The organism is Psychrobium sp. MM17-31 (assembly GCF_022347785.1).
In the GTDB taxonomy this organism is placed as follows: domain Bacteria; phylum Pseudomonadota; class Gammaproteobacteria; order Enterobacterales; family Psychrobiaceae; genus Psychrobium.
Genome location: NZ_JAKRGA010000004.1, coordinates 98,855 through 114,890, shown reverse-complemented (window position 1 = coordinate 114,890; position 16,036 = coordinate 98,855). Strand labels below are relative to the sequence as shown.

Annotated in this window: 14 protein-coding genes; 7 read left to right on the top strand and 7 right to left on the bottom strand. The window is 44.4% G+C overall.

The genetic code is table 11. The features are described from left to right. Positions 1 to 3 precede the first annotated feature (3 nt). The 5 genes from MHM98_RS13290 to MHM98_RS13270 all read right to left on the bottom strand — a co-directional run bounded on the left by MHM98_RS13290 (position 4) and on the right by MHM98_RS13270 (position 8,577). Positions 4 to 2,688, bottom strand: coding sequence for a TonB-dependent receptor (locus tag MHM98_RS13290; protein WP_239439834.1), 2,685 nt, complete (start codon positions 2,686 to 2,688; stop codon positions 4 to 6). A 99-nt stretch (positions 2,689 to 2,787) separates the two neighbouring features. Beyond that, complete coding sequence (locus MHM98_RS13285) at positions 2,788 to 3,750, bottom strand: FecR domain-containing protein (protein ID WP_239439833.1); 963 nt, start codon at positions 3,748 to 3,750, stop codon at positions 2,788 to 2,790. Between the two features lie 46 nt (positions 3,751 to 3,796). Next, a complete protein-coding gene (locus MHM98_RS13280) occupies positions 3,797 to 4,300 on the bottom strand; it encodes a sigma-70 family RNA polymerase sigma factor (RefSeq protein ID WP_239439832.1) in 504 nt (167 codons plus the stop codon). A gap of 87 nt (positions 4,301 to 4,387) precedes the next feature. After that, positions 4,388 to 7,510 carry an efflux RND transporter permease subunit gene (locus MHM98_RS13275; protein ID WP_239439831.1) on the bottom strand — a complete coding sequence of 1,041 codons (3,123 nt, stop codon included), beginning with the start codon at positions 7,508 to 7,510 and terminating at the stop codon, positions 4,388 to 4,390. A 2-nt stretch (positions 7,511 to 7,512) separates the two neighbouring features. Continuing rightward, positions 7,513 to 8,577 (bottom strand): efflux RND transporter periplasmic adaptor subunit, encoded by a 1,065-nt coding sequence (locus tag MHM98_RS13270; RefSeq protein WP_239439830.1) that lies wholly within the window; start codon positions 8,575 to 8,577, stop codon positions 7,513 to 7,515. Positions 8,578 to 8,773: 196 nt separating this feature from the next. Here MHM98_RS13270 and MHM98_RS13265 point away from each other — a divergent pair, with 196 nt between their 5' ends. Then, positions 8,774 to 9,436: a response regulator transcription factor gene (locus tag MHM98_RS13265; protein WP_239439829.1), complete on the top strand. Its 663-nt coding sequence runs from the start codon at positions 8,774 to 8,776 to the stop codon at positions 9,434 to 9,436. Further along, positions 9,433 to 10,758 carry a HAMP domain-containing sensor histidine kinase gene (locus MHM98_RS13260; protein WP_239439828.1) on the top strand — a complete coding sequence of 442 codons (1,326 nt, stop codon included), beginning with the start codon at positions 9,433 to 9,435 and terminating at the stop codon, positions 10,756 to 10,758. Before MHM98_RS13265 ends, MHM98_RS13260 begins: the two co-directional genes overlap by 4 nt. Here MHM98_RS13260 and MHM98_RS13255 read toward each other — a convergent pair. Beyond that, entirely contained in the window at positions 10,751 to 10,987 is a 237-nt protein-coding gene (locus MHM98_RS13255; protein ID WP_239439827.1) for a hypothetical protein, read from the bottom strand. The two genes, MHM98_RS13260 and MHM98_RS13255, sit on opposite strands and share 8 nt — an antisense overlap. 2 nt (positions 10,988 to 10,989) lie before the next feature. Further along, positions 10,990 to 11,817, bottom strand: a complete 828-nt coding sequence (locus tag MHM98_RS13250; RefSeq protein ID WP_239439826.1) for a M15 family metallopeptidase — start codon at positions 11,815 to 11,817, stop codon at positions 10,990 to 10,992. A gap of 121 nt (positions 11,818 to 11,938) precedes the next feature. Between MHM98_RS13250 and MHM98_RS13245 the strand changes: the two genes are divergently transcribed. The 5 genes from MHM98_RS13245 to MHM98_RS13225 all read left to right on the top strand — a co-directional run bounded on the left by MHM98_RS13245 (position 11,939) and on the right by MHM98_RS13225 (position 16,036). Further along, positions 11,939 to 13,216 carry an alpha/beta hydrolase-fold protein gene (locus MHM98_RS13245; protein WP_239439825.1) on the top strand — a complete coding sequence of 426 codons (1,278 nt, stop codon included), beginning with the start codon at positions 11,939 to 11,941 and terminating at the stop codon, positions 13,214 to 13,216. A gap of 69 nt (positions 13,217 to 13,285) precedes the next feature. Continuing rightward, positions 13,286 to 13,762, top strand: a complete 477-nt coding sequence (locus MHM98_RS13240; protein ID WP_239439824.1) for a VOC family protein — start codon at positions 13,286 to 13,288, stop codon at positions 13,760 to 13,762. Between the two features lie 8 nt (positions 13,763 to 13,770). Then, positions 13,771 to 14,712, top strand: a complete 942-nt coding sequence (locus MHM98_RS13235) for a glyoxylate/hydroxypyruvate reductase A (protein ID WP_239439823.1) — start codon at positions 13,771 to 13,773, stop codon at positions 14,710 to 14,712. 155 nt (positions 14,713 to 14,867) lie between these two features. Beyond that, a complete protein-coding gene (gene lexA, locus MHM98_RS13230) occupies positions 14,868 to 15,491 on the top strand; it encodes a transcriptional repressor LexA (protein ID WP_239439822.1) in 624 nt (207 codons plus the stop codon). Then, a complete protein-coding gene (locus tag MHM98_RS13225; protein WP_239439821.1) occupies positions 15,488 to 16,036 on the top strand; it encodes a SulA-like leucine-rich domain-containing protein in 549 nt (182 codons plus the stop codon). Before lexA ends, MHM98_RS13225 begins: the two co-directional genes overlap by 4 nt.

Here is a 16,036-nt window from a genome sequence, read left to right as displayed (position 1 = left end):
AATTTAAAAGCGATAGGTAAAATTAAGACGCATTGTCCGCCCTGGAGCAGGCACTAAGCCGAGACTCAGTGCGTCTAAATAATATTTGTCAGTAAGGTTATCGATGTTCAAATCGATATCGAGTTGTTTATTCCAGCTATAACTAGCGAATAGGTTGATGAGCTGATAACTGTGCCAAGCAATTGGCTGTAAACGCCCTTGTTGGGTTTGATCGTCGAATTCAGGGACTTCGTTGCGCTTACCCATCCAGGTCAAACGCGTACCAATCTCCAATGTTTTATCCAACCACCGTCCCGCAATAGTTGCATTAGCGTGCTGATTTGGTGGGATCATGTTATTGATATACGAATTAGCGATGCCGTAGTCATTGCAACGTTCACGGCGAAAACTGCCGTAATGGCACACTTCGATAAAGTGATAATGCGTCGCGCCAACTTTGACATAGAAGCGCCCTGCGTCATATTCTGCGCTCAATTCACTGCCATAAAACTTAACGCTGTCAATGTTACGTGTAACAAAGAAAATACGCGTAGACTCATCTTCCCAAAGGTTGGGCGAGGTGCGCGTTAAATAATCATCGGTGCGATTTCTAAAGTAAGCGAATTTAATGCGAAAACGATCGTCTGCAATTAACCAATTGTCCTTGATACCGTTGAGTCCAATTTCATTATTTTTGGCATGTTCAGGCTTTAATGTGACATCTAACGCAGGCTGGGTAGAGAATCCCGCTGAGCTTTCGAATAAACTCGGCATTCTTAAGGCTTGAGAATGGCGTGCATACAATTGCCACGTATCACTAACCTGCCACGCCATACTTAGCACTGGTGCGCTACCAGAATAATCGTTCTCATTACGTAATGTCTGACACTCTTGTGTTCCAGCAATTATCTGACAAAACTCACTGCCTTCACTAACGACAACAGGCTTATTGTCAAGCACGTCAAAACGAGTATAACGAAGCCCAGTATTGATATTAACTGTAGGAATAGGTTGCCAATTAACATTGATGAAAGCACCATATTCACTGCGCGTACCGTCACGACCAAACGCAGTGGCATTGCCTTCAATTGGTTTTGTATCGATTTTTTCTTCTTGCCAAGACACACCATATGACACGCGCCAAGTGTCACCGCGATTGGTATTAGTAAAGTCTCCACCCCATCGCTGATAATCTTCAGTTTCAGCCAAACCACCGCTAATATCTGCGCTATAACTGTGGTTAGTACTTTGGGTGTCTGTTTTCCATATATTGGCTTCTAAATCTAACCAATCACTGGCCTCAGATTGATGGTTATAGCGCAAGGTGTAAGTATTGGCCTTAACCGTACTGCCAGGCGTCTGACGCACTTGCCCAAACCAAACAAGTTGTGAAGGCATTAGCTCACCGTAAGTACTGTCGTAGCTTTGCCAACCTAACTTTAATGTCTGATAGTCATTGAGATAAAACTGTCCTTTTACCAAGCTAGATTGACTTTGATAATTGCTGTTAGCAATCATCTCCTCGGCGCGAAAGCGACTAACTCCGGTCAGCTCAGGACGCACTTCAGTCCAAAAACCGCGATTGATTTGATTTGAAATATCTAACGTTGGTGCAGGCCCATCACTGCCAGAATAATAATTGCCCTGCTCGCGTTCAGCGTAAGCAAGAATGAGATCGACTTTTTCAAATCGTTTAGCAAAAGCGATATTCGCCGACCAGCTTTTCAAGGCAAGTAAATCCGGACGATCTAGTGTATCTGGCGAACCAAAGGCCTTGTTAATGTCATAAGGGCCTTCACACAACGACGGTGAACTGCAATTAATCCGATAGGCACCATTATCACCACCAACAGGATTAAACCCTGATTCAGTGCCCGGAGCGACTGCTCCGTTAGTCGTGTTTCCCATCAGGCCCATTCTAACTCGACCACCAAAATCGCCGTCACCTGCAATGAGGTCGCTAGCGTCTAATGTTCTAACGCTAACCACGCCACCAGTAGCACCGCTACCTTGAGCAGATAATTCAGGGCCTTTGTGAATATCAATACCGCCAATGAGATCGGGGTCAATATAAGTACGACTAGCCACCCCAGCATATCCGCGATAAACCGTAGTTTCTTGACGGCTACCGTCGAGCAAAACAGGCACTCGTCCTTGCCCCTGCATGCCACGAATATTAACGTCGAGTCCGCCTGAATTGCGGTTTTCGCCAACTAAAACACCGCTTTCGCTTTGAAAAATATCCCCCACCGAAGAGCCGCGAGTGCGTTGAATTTCCTTTTGAGTAATATGAGATTGTGAGGCAGCTGCCTCATACACACGCTCAGAAGCGCGATTGACGGAGCTGCCTTGCACCTTTACCGTTGGTAATACGGTGCTACTAACACCGCCATTGGTTCTAGCCGTAATAAGGATATTGGTGCCGCTAATGAACCAATCGAGCGATTGATTGTTAAGGATCAGCGTAATAGCCTGTTCAATGCTGTATTGCCCTTTGATCGCACGAGAAGTTTTGCGCTCTAACACGCCGCTGGCTGAAGAAACCTGATAACCACTTTGACGAGAAAATTGATCCAGTGCACTAGGCAAAGACTGCGCGGGAATATCAAACTGTAATGTGACGGCTTCAACAGAGCTGGCAACCACTGAAGCACCGCAAAACATTATCACCAGAAAAATACAACGCAATCTGGTTAATACACCAATCATCAACTACCCCCTAAATTTAATACGAATAATTCGTGTTTAGGATATAAACGATTGGCGGATTAATTTTTTTCTCAAAAAGAGATACTTTTTTAAGAAAAACTATTTAGATAATGAAATAACTCTGATCATCGGACCGACTTTTGTCACTTTACCGCCATGTGGCAGTACTACAGCATCGAGCACATTGTCTATCTGAGACAGCTGATAAGAGCCTGTCACACGCTTAGTTTTGAGAGTATCATTGGTAACGATAATAATGCCGTCATAATATCGACGCACCGTATCAACAACGTCTGCTATTGTTCGGCTTTGCACAAATAAACGCTGCTCGCGCCAAGGAGCAATTTGCTCTACTGGCACATGAAGTTTAGCCATAACTCCATCATTAGCTACGCTCATTAGATCACCCGGTGACAGTATTTTTTCCAACTGTAGATTGTTCGTCACGCCAACAGAACCGCTGGCAACCGCGACATAAGCATGACTAGAAAGCGCTTCAACATCAAACTGGGTGCCCAAAACTTCAACGTTAGCTTGGGGAGTCGTCACAATAAATGGGCGCTGCTTATTATGGCTTACATCAAAAAATGCTTGCCCTTTTAACAAGGTAATTGCCCGTTGCTGTTCAGAATAATTCACTGCAATAGCACTATTAGCTCCTAACGTCACTTGGCTGCCATCACTTAATGTAATTAAACGGGTTTGTGCAGTTGTGGTCATTTCATCGGCTTGCCAATAAAGTATCAATGATGGTGATAAAACGGCGACTAAAAAGCTCGCCGCTATTGCAAATGTCGTCCATGCCAAGCGACGGATTTTAGGCGGTTTAGTCGTCGTAGGCTCTGCCGCCTGAACATCATCAAGGGACAACTTCGCCATCAATTGCCATGATCTATAAGTTTGCTGCCAAATTTCTTGATGACGCTCAGACTGCTGTAGCCAATCATTCCACTGATGGAATTGTTCGTCATTAGCGTCGCCTTCAATAATAAGCAACCAGTCCGCCGCTTGACGGCGAATTACACGATCACAATGTTGATTGTTGTTTGTTAAGTCACTCATAGATACGCTATTGAAAAATTGGCAGTTGAAAAAGCAAGAGTAAATATCATGACGTAGACTCGTCTAAAGCGCCACTAATTGTTGCAAGAGCACTACGGATAAGGCGATGAACTGTTGCAATTGATACGCCCAGTTCTTGGGCTATCTCAGCCATACTTTGACCGTTCAAGCGATGCATTTCGATAGCACGGCGCTCAGAATTTGGCAACGCAGCGATAGCCTGTGCGATGGATTGTAACTCGTCGCGTTGCGAGTTCATTTGTTCTGGATCACTACTACTGGTTGGTTCGAGCCAACTAATTTTCTCAGCATCTTGATGCTTATCTTCCATCACAGAGCGCCTGACCATATCAATCGCTAGATTTCTAACGGTGCGGTATAGGTAAGCAATAGCATTTTTCTGAGTTGATTCGTGAGGAATCACTTTCAAAAATGCTTCTTGAACGATGTCTTCTGCCCGCGCACGGCAACCAGTAATTGGCGTGGCATAATTTACTAATGCATCGCGATGACTAAGATAAGCTTGAGTGTTGGAAGAGTTTTTGTTCACCGAATACTAAATAAAAATGCAATCAACTACCGAGAATGATAATTGATTGCATTTATAAGTAAACGTTTTTTTGATACTTATGTACTTTTAGTTATTATTTTCTTTAATCACACTCACCAATAACGCCGGTAAGAAGCTTAGCGTCAGTAGTGTTGAAAAGATAATACCGCTTAATACGATCACGCCAACGCCGCGGTATAACTCAGTACCATCCCCCGGGATTAGTACCAATGGCGCGAGGCCAAATACCGTAGTCGAAGTCGACATCAAGATTGGCATTAAGCGTTTTTCTACCGCGAGTTTTACCGCATCAACTACCGAAGTTCCTGCTTGTTTAAGGTTCTTAAGAGTTTGATCAACAATCAAGATCGGATTGTTCACCACTGTACCTAATAAAATCAAGAAACCAAGCATGGTGATCATATCTAGCGGCTGGTGATAACTCGATAAACCAAGCTGCCCTAACGCACCATTGACACCATTTACCGCGATTAAGCCAAGTAAACCGCCTGCCATGCCTAACGGAATAGTCGTTAGGATAAATAGCGGATAACGCCAGTGAGTGAAAATAGCCACTAACAGCAAGTAACTCAGGATAATAGAAACGATAAAGTTCGACGATAATGACGCCTTAGTCGCCTCTAATTGATCCGCTGCTCCACTGATGGTTAGGTTAATACCATGAGCAATCTTACCGCTTTGGCGCAGTTGAGTAATCAACTGTGTACGCACCATTTCTTCGGCGGTTTCTAACGCAACTTCACGTGGCGGAATGATATAAACCGACACCGTACGATTGCCATCGATACGGCGTAGGCTGTCGCTCGAATAACTCGCTTGCATATCAGCCAATGCGTTTAACGGCATTACCTTACCAGCAGGTGTCATGATAGTTGAGTTCGCTAGCTGCTCAAGGTTTTGCTTATTACCCGCGTTAGAGAACATAAAGATATCAACTTTGTCGTCGCCAAGGATAAACTCATCGACATAAGCACCGTCGCTGTACGCTGAAATGGCGTAGCCTAACTCGCCATTGCTAATTCCCAGCTCAGCAAGACGCTCCCAACGAGGATGAACTTCGATCATCGGCTGATCTAAGCTAAGCGATCCCGGCTCTGAGTTGATTTGTGGATTATCAAATACCACATTGGCTTCTTGATAAACCGCTTCTGCCGCTTGGTATAGCTCGACAATATTCGGACCAGAAATATCTACTGCAACGGCGCGAGTACCACCGTCATTACTAGAGATAATCGAGCCACGCGACGAGAATGCGCGCATCTTGTCGTAGCTTCTAAAGCGCTTGGTAATCGCATCCATCATCGCTTGAATGTTAGCCGCATCAACAGGACGACTTAGTAACCAAATGCTGCCAGATGACACCGACATCGAGTAATAGCTCAGTGGTGGCATATCTGTTTCGCCATTGTCGAACTTGTCACTCACCGCATTAACATGTTGGTCGAACTCAGCACGAAGTTCTTCGCCAATCTTCTTCATCGCCGTTAAGTTGTAGCTTGGCGGCGCGATCATCATGGAAAATGCCTTCGGCTCTTCACCTTCTGGCAAATATTCCGCAGCTGGCATTAACATGTAAGCCAAGCCCAAGGTACCAATAACAAATACCGCAACCGTAGTCATGGCGCGTGATTTATCTTTAATGAAAAGGCCGACAAATTTAAGCCAACGATCGGAAAGTTGCAGCGATTGTTTAACAACTTGCTTAGTTTTACCAAAATTCGCGATAGTCACAGGCACTACGAAAATAGCCACCAGCATCGAGGCGATAATAGCGCCAGAAATCGCAATAGCGATATCAGAGTAAAGCTGACCAGCTTCTTGTTGTACGAACAAGATTGGCGCAAATACCAAAATAGTCGTCGCTGTAGAAGCTAATACCGCAGGCCATACATCTTTTACGCCTTCAACTGCAGCTTCGAAACTCGATTGATATTTCTTACGCGCCTGCATAATGCTTTCCATCACTACAATGGTGTTATCCACCGTCATACCGATAGCAAAGGCCACACCCGCTAATGAAATCACGTTAATGGTGCGGTCAAACATCATCAAGCCAAGGAAAGCAGCGATGGTACAGATTGGAATACCCAGTACACCAATCAAAGTGACCTTGCCAGAGCGCAAGAAGAAATACATCACGCCAGCTGCCAGTAAGGCACCTAAAATCAGGTTAAACCACACGTTAGACAGTGAACTTTGTACGTATTCAACATCGTCGCCCACCAGCTTTAACTCAAGGCCATTGTGTTTGAGTAAATCGCGATTCACACGCTCTACAACCTTTAACATGCCTTCTTTAATTGCGATAACGTTAGAGCCACTTTCACGGCGTACCGAAAGGCTAATTGTTCGTTCGCCATCGAGAAATGACAGGCTACGTGTTTCATAGTGATCTAGCCCTACGTCTGCAACGTCTTTAAGACGAATATTGATGTTGTTTTGACGTGAAACTATGACATTTTCCAGTGCCTCGACACTGTTAACACGACCGATAACGCGCACTAAATAACGTTCGTGATCTGATTCAATATCACCCGCTGAGGCATCGCGGTTGCGATTGCGAATAGCGCCGCGCACATCACTTAAGCTAATGCCACGCTGAGCTAAACGAGATGGATCGATTTTAATTTGAATTTGACGCGCCGCGCCGCCACGAACACCGACTTCAGATACACCAGGTACACTTTCCATGCGCGGACGAACAAAATCTTCGGCGTAATCGCGCATCATGTCCATATCTAGACCAAGCGGGTTGCCCTTCTCTGGTTTTAACGAGAAGTACATAAAGGCATTGCTAGAGAATGAGCTGGAAATCAAACGCGGTTGATCAACGTTATCTGGATACGACGACACCTGACTTAACGCGTTATTGACGTTAATCATCGCATCGTTAACATCAACCCCAAATGGAAATTCAAGCTCGATGCGGGCGCTGCCCATAGATGCATAAGACGTCATGCGCTTAAGGTTTGGCAAGCTGCGTAAGTAGCGTTCTTGCTCAATAAGTATTTCTTTTTCAACATCTTGTGGCGTAGCACCCGCCCAACCTGTACGCACGGTAATGGTGCGCACTTCGAGATCAGGAATCATCTGTACTGGAATTTTTAGGGAGCCGACGATCCCTAAGATACAGACAATAGCAACAACAACGGCAACTAAGGTGCCTCGGCCTATTACAGCTTTAAACACGATTAAGCCCCTTTGTTGCTTACTACAGTCACTGGCATATCATCAGCAAGTAACTCGCTACCGGAAGTAATGATTGCCGCATTGTCTGGCACGCCTTGCACCAATACCTTGTCAAAGTTACTGCTAATTAGGCGTACACTAAGGCGTTTCACAGCATTGTTAATGACCGAATAAACACTGTAGCTGCCATCTGGATGACGCTTAAGTGCCGCTTTAGGTAAGTTAACTTGTGCGCTTTGCTGTGATGGCAACATTAAACTCACCTTGGCTGACATGCCTGACACCAACGGTGAGTCAGCAGGTAAATCGATACGACCTTGGAAAGTACGACTCGCTTGATCTGACACGCCGTTAACTTGTGATAACTCTAAGTTCATCACTTCATTCGATACAAAATCAGGCGTCACTACCGCTGGCACAACATCACTTGCTTGAATTGCGTGAAAATGCTCTTGCGGAATATCGACAAATACGCGTAGAGACTGAGCTGATACCAATTGCAATACGCGGGTTTGCGGGCTAACCCATTCACCTAAATCAACGTTGCGTGCGGCGATAGTACCGTCAAATGGTGCGCGTAATTGATGACGTTCAACGACGGCTTGTTGGCGTTTAACCTTTGCTTGCGCCTGAGTCAACAAAGCTTTGCTGTTCGCCACATTCGATTTACGCTCTGCCAATAGTGTTTTTGCCACCACTTCTTTTTTGGCTAAACCAACAATTTCATTATACAAACGCTGATCTTCTTTGTATTTAATCGCTGCTGAATTAGCCTCAGCCTGCGATTGTGCTAGTTCGATAACAGCTAGAGAGTCATCTAAGGTCAATAACACCTGCCCTTTAGTCACGTTGTCGCCAGCATCCACCAGAATAGATTGCACGACACCAGACTCTTGCGTGGCAAGTTGCGCATCATTTTGCGCTTGAACGTTACCACTTAGTGTAATTTCAAGACTTTTAGCTTGCAGTTTCGCATAAATGACTTCAACTTCGGTTGATTTCGCGACAGCAATAAAACTGCTACAAGCAAATGCTAGCAACAAGGTGTTAATTATCAGAGCACGCATAATTTCCTCAAGACACAATTAAATACAATTTTTGACGCTGCGATTCTACGTGGTCAACCGTGAACACAACGTGATTGATAACTCAACGAAACTTCACGTTAGCGTCACGCCAAATGTGGTTATAATGAGTTATACCCAAGCCACCTCAAGATACTGATCTTCAGAGCTTAGGTATATCAACCAATGGGATTTTAGAATGCGCATATTACTAGTGGAAGACAACGCCGATCTTGCAGCCAGCATCATTGATTATTTAGAAATGCAAGATCACACCTGCGATCTCGCGTGGCACGGTAAAGCCGGATTGGCTGCGGCACTTGATAATAACTACGATATGTATGTGTTTGACATTGCAATGCCACAAATGGATGGTTTAACTCTTTGTCGCACCTTGCGTAAAGAGCACAACGACTTCACACCTGTGTTGTTTTTGACGGCGCGCGACACGCTAGAAGACAAACTCACTGGTTTTTCCGCTGGGGCGGATGATTACCTCGTTAAACCCTTTGATTTAAGTGAATTAGCAGCGCGCATCCTGGCTATTCACCAGCGTCACCTCGGTTTTAGCAATCAACTATCGATTGGCGATCTCACCGTTGACCTCAATACAGAGCAAGTAAAACGCGGCGACGACTTCATTACCCTATCTCCCAATACTTACAAGCTGCTAGTACTATTGATGCAACGCTCACCACAAGTGGTACCAAGAGAAGATCTCGAACATCATGTGTGGGGCGATGAACTACCAGACAGCGACTCATTGCGCAGTCACATCTACAAATTGCGTAATAAAATCGACAAGCCTTATCAGCATGCACTCATAAAAACCGCCAAAGGCCGAGGATTTAGCATCTCATGAACTTTTTACAAAGTATAAAATTTCGTTTTATCCTCGCCTGTATTGCCTTCGCAATCATTGTCACCCTGTGTTACGGTCGGGTTACTTTTATCGGTTTAAAGTATAACTCTGATGAATTGTTTAACTGGTATATCACCCAAGAAGCCCACCAGCTTATAGATCGCTACCGCGCTAATCCAACATTGGATATTAGTGAATTAACCACCGCAGATATTGAAGTGACAACAGAGCAAAAAATGATTGCCAAGCTCGCGACTTTTTTCCCCGATAGTCAGTTTAGTGCTAACAAACTCATCGACGTTCACAACCTAGGACCAGCTTTTGATACCCCACAAGGCTATACCATTTATGAATTCGGTAAAGACGAGATTACCATCCATATTTTAGAAGCGACTATACACCACAATTCACCCGAGAAATTCTATTATTTAGTCGACGTTAGCACCTTTCGCAATTACGACAATTATTCAGAAGAAGCAGTCGAAAACATGTTTTTAGAAATGTTAGCGCTAATCATGCTAATTGGGTTGCTGATAGGAATTATGCTAGCGATGACTGTGGTATCACCACTTAGCCGCTTGGCAAGATCGGTGGACAATATGGATCTCGATAAATCCCCACTGAGCAAAGACTCATACTTTAACGACGAAATTGCTCTCCTTGCCAACAAGATAGACTCTTTTGCTGCTAGAACACGAGAATTTGTTGAACGTGAAAAAGCCTTTACCCGCGATGCCAGCCATGAGCTAAGAACGCCTGTTGCCAGTAGTCGCGCCGCCATCGAGCTCGCCTTATCGACCCCCGAAGGAAAGCAAGGCAAGGTGCACAATTTTATCAAACGCGTCGAACGCTCAAATAAAGACATGACTCACTTGATTGAGACCTTTTTAATGCTTGGCCGCGAAGAAGACAATAGCGAAGCTCCAGTCACTTTTAATCTCCATGATCTGGTTAGCCAAGCTTTTGCCAAGCATGATTATCTAAAACGAAATCAACAACTCGAGTGCATAAACAATGTAGAACCGAGTGTCGAGGTAACCACCCACAAAGCCTATTTATCTATCATATTAGACAACCTGATCCGCAACGCGCTGCAGCATACCAACGATGGCCAAATAACGGTTAGTCACGCTGACAATATGATCATAGTGACTGATACTGGCGAGGGATTTGAGAACAGTGAAAAGAGTCAGCTCAATGTAATGGAGAAATCAGGCGTTGGCTTAAGCATTGTAAGGCGTTTGTGTGAACGGCAACAATGGAAGCTGGTAATCAATGCCAATTCTCCGCAGGGCACCAAAGCGGTAATACTATTTAAATAAGCATAAAGCCTATCAATAGAATATTAATAACCACCAACATTCCGATGAGCATTGTTCGCCTGAGCTTGCGATTACTTTTATGTAATTCTGCATAATAGGAATTTGCTAACTGCGCCGCTTTGTCATCAGATAATCCAGTACAGTGATGACATTTATTCTGACGAGTTGGATATTCTAACTTACACCGTTTACAGGTATTTGAAGACACTATATTTCCTGCAGAAAACATAATTATTTCCTTTTCAACTGCGGCAAAATTAATTCAATGCAGGTTTGACGACGCTGGCTTTTGTCCAGCTTTTGATGTTGCTGCCAACATTGCTTAAAGCGGTTAACATTGTTGTTAAACAGTTCTGCAGCTTGTTGTGGAGATAATTTTGCCAAGGTTTCCACATAGCGTCGTGGACCGAGTTGAAAATGTTGATAGTCGATAGGGTAATTCCAATCCCCGCCCCAAATGAAATAACCATGCAGTGCAAACACATCCACGACATCTTCCGCCATGCCCTGTCGTTGTGGTTTGCTCGGTCTGACATTTAGACGATTAAGAAACTGACGAGCGCCTTCGGTTGGACTAACAACCACAGCGCCGTCTTTTGCAATATCAACAAATGGGTTTTGTACGGGATTAATATCAATCGCAGCGCCATAAGCGTGTAGAGACCAACGCTTGCCATTGGTAATAGCCCTACCATTAAAGGCTGAGGTATTATTTTGCGCCATCGAGCGCTGATCATCACCGCCATAATTGGCCATTGACTGCGCTTGTTCTAGTGCAAAACCAGCTTTTAACAGCGTTTTGAATAATTTCGCTGTTTGCTGCGCGGCGATATCTAACACGGTAACCTGCCCGCGATGTCCATTGCCATCAAAGCCAATAAAATCGAATGTGACTCGCCTTAAACGCTGACAATTCACTGGATTATTCGCGGTAATAACAGCGCTTTGCTGGAGCGTTTTGCAATCATTAGTTGTAAGCGGCGAAACAGCACTTTTTGCCGTCGCCTGACCTGCAAATAATGTAATCCACAACGTAAATAATAACGTGAGCCACTTCATCTCATCTTTCCATAAACAATTGATTCAGCGATAAATCATCTACAAATCAGCTCGCTGTCAGGTTTTTACCGAGTCAATTTGTATTATCTAAAACTCCAAATACATGACACAGGAAACTACCATGTTTAAATCGCTATCACTACCGATAATATTGACCGCAGTAACAGTGTTAGGCGCAATGGCCCCACCAAGCCAAGCAGCTAATAACTCTGAGAATATCACGACCACAAGTCAAGCATTGCCTTACGGTAACCAAATCACTATTGCCTCAAAAGCACTGCAAGTCGATCACCGTATTGATGTCTATTTACCGCAAAATTATGACAAACACAGCACGATAAATTATCCTGTTATCTACACCCTAGATGGCTGGACGTTATCGCAAAGCGTCAGTGGTGTTGTGTCGCACATGGGAAATACAGCGGCAATGCCCAAAGCAATAGTCGTGGCGCTGCACACACCAAACGTCTGGCGTTACCTGCCGAAGTTAGACACCAAGGATTCTGGCTGGCGTATCAACAATACTGCCCATCAAAACCAGCAGTATTTAGACTTTATCAAACAAGAGCTTATTCCGTATATTGATGCGAACTATCGCACCAATGACTATCGCGTACTAATAGGTATGTCACCAACGGCTATTATTGCTCTCGATAGTTTTATCAAAGCACCCGAGTTATTCGACGCCCATTACCTTTTCGCTGCCGTCGATATTTTCGCGCTAGGATACGACGAAAAATCAACGCTACTCGATTCTTTAGTCACTAGCCTTAAAGCCAACCCACAGCTAAAGCGTTCACTTTACATTGCCTCGGCGCAATCTGATTTTGACGAAAATCCAGCTCACGCTGGTAACGCCAAGCGCCTCAAACAATTCGTCTCGCCACTCATGAAGGAGCGCTTTAAGTTAGAGTTTTTACCAAACACCGAACACTACTCGATGGCAATTCCAGCGTTGGTATCGGCGCTTAAACTAAACTTTCCCCGCAACGAGTTAGAGATTTTTCGCGACTTGATCGCCAAACCCGGCAACGCTTTAAAAAATATTGAAGCTCACTATCACAGCTTATCTAAAAAACACGGTTTTACGATTCATCCAGAGCCGGACTTAAACCGCAACGTTAATAGCTTTCGCGGCATTGGTTATGTGTTACTAGGCGATGATCGCCACCAAGAAGCGATGGAAGTATTCAAGCGTTGGACAGAGCTAAGTCCTAACGAAGCGAACGCCTTCGACAGTCTTGCCGATGCTTATGAAAGCTTGGGGAAAAACGAGCTGGCAATGGAAGCACACCTTCAAGCAGTGAGTGTGGCGAAAAAACTAAAGGATCCTCGTCTGGCCTTTTTCAAGCAAACTCTCAAGTCGTTTGAAGAGCGCGTCGCGAATAAATCTTCCTAATCACGAATGAATATTGGTGCTCTGTGGGTCTGTTATTTCACCATCAACCAATTAGCCTATTAGAGCGCCATGATAAAACTACTCACAATCATTTTAACCGCCTATTTTAGCGTTATTACATCGGTGAACGCCGATGATAAGCCATTAACCTCTGGCTTTAATCACGTTGGACTAACCGTATCAAACCTCGATAAATCAACGCGTTTTTTTACTGATGTGTTGAAATGGAAACTTGTCGGAGGCGATGAAAAGTACCCAGCCAAGTTCGTTTCAGACGGCAAGATGTTTTTAACCTTATGGCAAACCAAAGATCCTAAAAAAACCGTAACCTTCAATCGCAAAAACAACGTTGGTTTACATCATCTCGCCTTTACGGTAGAGACATTGGAAGGGCTTAACGCACTATTTGAGAAGGTAAAAACGGTAGATGGCGTGATCATTGAATTCGCACCAGAGCCAGCGTATGGTGGTCCAACAATGCATATGATGATTCGCGAACCAAGCGGTAATCGCCTCGAATTCTCGTACCGCCCACCAAAACAATAGCAGGATTTATGGGGAAAATAGTTTTTGTTAGCCAGCTGCCAACCACAGAGCAGCAACAATGGCTTGAGTTATTACAACAAACACTTAGCTCGGAGAGCATTTATTTTCCCCATCAGCTAACAGCGAGCCAATGCGCCGAAGTCGATATTGCCATCGTCGCTAACCCAGACCCTAAGGTGCTACGTAGTTTTCCCAACCTAGTGTGGATACATAGCTTGTGGGCAGGTGTTGAGAATCTAGTAAAAACGGGCTTGCCCGATGGTGTGCAACTAGTACGTCTTATCGATCCTGAGCTCGCCCAAATTATGGCGGAGTCTGTGCTCACTTGGACGCTGTATTTACAACGCAATATGCCAAGTTATCAGCGGCAACAACAGCAACGAGAATGGCGACAACTCACTAACGTCAATTCGAAACAAATGCGGGTAAGTGTATTAGGTGCTGGTGAACTTGGCCTAGCTTCGCTGTCTTTGTTAGGTAAGCTGAATTACACATTAAGTTGTTGGACGCGATCGCCAAAAACCATTGATAAAGTCACTAACTACACAGGTAAAGACGGTCTAACGGCAATGCTAGCTAAAACAGATATCTTAATTTCATTGCTGCCTCTAACACCGGAGACTAAGCACCTACTCAATAGCGAAACCCTAAGCTTGCTGCCACAAGACGCGAGTATCATTAACTTCTCACGCGGCGGTATTATCGATCATGATGCTTTACTCAAATTACTGGACAATCAGCACCTCAATCACGCGGTACTCGATGTCTTCGATATAGAACCTCTGCCAGCCCGGTCACCGCTTTGGCATCACCCAAAAACTACTGTATTGCCACACATATCTGCACCCACAAACCACTGTACAGCTGCGAAAATTGTGGCGGATAATATTGGTAACTATCGAAAAAATGAAATTTTACCGCCGACAGTAAACCTCAATAAAGGTTATTAATATCAATAACTTTTGTTATCCATTAGTGTTCTCTCGCCAAAGAAATTACAAATAATTGCTGATTAATGATTGCACAATGGATATCACTGTATATACTGACAGTTATACTGTATAGAAAAACAGTTTAGTAAACATATTCAGTGAAAGGCATCAGCATGAAAAAATTAACTAATCGACAAGCAGAAATTTTACAGCTCATCAAAGATAATATTTCCATGACTGGCATGCCTCCTACTCGTGCCGAAATTGCTAAACAGCTAGGCTTCAAATCGGCTAATGCTGCAGAAGAACATTTAAAAGCTCTTGCCAAAAAAGGTGCTATCGAAATTATTCCCGGCACTTCACGCGGTATCCGTTTAGTCGAAGCTGCGAATGATCCTGAGCCAGAAGCAGGCTTACCGCTTATCGGTCAAGTGGCTGCTGGTGAACCTATCTTGGCGCAAGAGCATGTTGAAGCGCATTATCAAGTTGACCCGAATATGTTTCATCCAAGCGCAGATTACCTACTGCGCGTAAACGGTGAGAGTATGAAAGACATCGGCATTATGGACGGCGATTTACTGGCTGTTCACAAAACCAATCAAGTGCGCGAAGGCCAAGTAGTTGTGGCCCGTGTCGAAGATGATGTCACCGTTAAGCGCTTTGAGCGCCAAGAGAACAAGATTTTACTTCACCCTGAAAACCCAGAGTTTTCAACCATAGTTGTAGATTTAGAATATCAATCAGTTGAGATCGAAGGCTTAGCTGTTGGCGTAATTAGAAATGGAGCATGGCAATGAAATCATTAGTAATGAACACTAACTTTGACAGCAACACTTTCTCAATGAGTTCTGGTATCGATTATATCGACCAATCTCTCGCTCACGGTGGCTGGCAATCGCAAACCATTAACGAAGTGATTAGCTCTGAATCTATTAGTGAACAGCTAGATATCCTATTACCAACATTGACTAAATTAAGCCAACAGGGTCGCTGGATTGTTTTAGTTGGTGCGCCAAAGGCAGGATTGAAACCACTACTAGAGAGCAATGGCATTGATACTTCTCGCGTACTATTAGTTCATCCGAAAGATCAAGTCGATGCACTATGGGCGATGGAACAAGCACTGATGTCAGGTAACTCAAGCGCCGTCTTAGGCTGGCCAGGAGAAATCGATAATCGTGATTTAAAGCGTCTGCAACTCGCGGCAAAACGCACGAGCGCCCTAACCTTCTTATTTAAAGCAACGGCTAGTGCTCAGCCAAAAATCCAGCTTAACTGTTATAACCAACAGTTAAGCCATCAACACCTGAGCATCGATCGCCGCAGTGGCACGATTCACTAG

Coding starts and splice junctions, on each gene's coding strand:
- lexA (WP_239439822.1), top strand. CDS start 14,868: ATGAAAAAATTAACTAATCGACAAGCAGAAATTTTACAGCTCATCAAA.
- MHM98_RS13255 (WP_239439827.1), bottom strand. CDS start 10,987: ATGTTTTCTGCAGGAAATATAGTGTCTTCAAATACCTGTAAACGGTGT.
- MHM98_RS13260 (WP_239439828.1), top strand. CDS start 9,433: ATGAACTTTTTACAAAGTATAAAATTTCGTTTTATCCTCGCCTGTATT.
- MHM98_RS13250 (WP_239439826.1), bottom strand. CDS start 11,817: ATGAAGTGGCTCACGTTATTATTTACGTTGTGGATTACATTATTTGCA.
- MHM98_RS13240 (WP_239439824.1), top strand. CDS start 13,286: ATGATAAAACTACTCACAATCATTTTAACCGCCTATTTTAGCGTTATT.
- MHM98_RS13245 (WP_239439825.1), top strand. CDS start 11,939: ATGTTTAAATCGCTATCACTACCGATAATATTGACCGCAGTAACAGTG.
- MHM98_RS13285 (WP_239439833.1), bottom strand. CDS start 3,750: ATGAGTGACTTAACAAACAACAATCAACATTGTGATCGTGTAATTCGC.
- MHM98_RS13270 (WP_239439830.1), bottom strand. CDS start 8,577: ATGCGTGCTCTGATAATTAACACCTTGTTGCTAGCATTTGCTTGTAGC.
- MHM98_RS13225 (WP_239439821.1), top strand. CDS start 15,488: ATGAAATCATTAGTAATGAACACTAACTTTGACAGCAACACTTTCTCA.
- MHM98_RS13290 (WP_239439834.1), bottom strand. CDS start 2,688: ATGATTGGTGTATTAACCAGATTGCGTTGTATTTTTCTGGTGATAATG.
- MHM98_RS13265 (WP_239439829.1), top strand. CDS start 8,774: ATGCGCATATTACTAGTGGAAGACAACGCCGATCTTGCAGCCAGCATC.
- MHM98_RS13235 (WP_239439823.1), top strand. CDS start 13,771: ATGGGGAAAATAGTTTTTGTTAGCCAGCTGCCAACCACAGAGCAGCAA.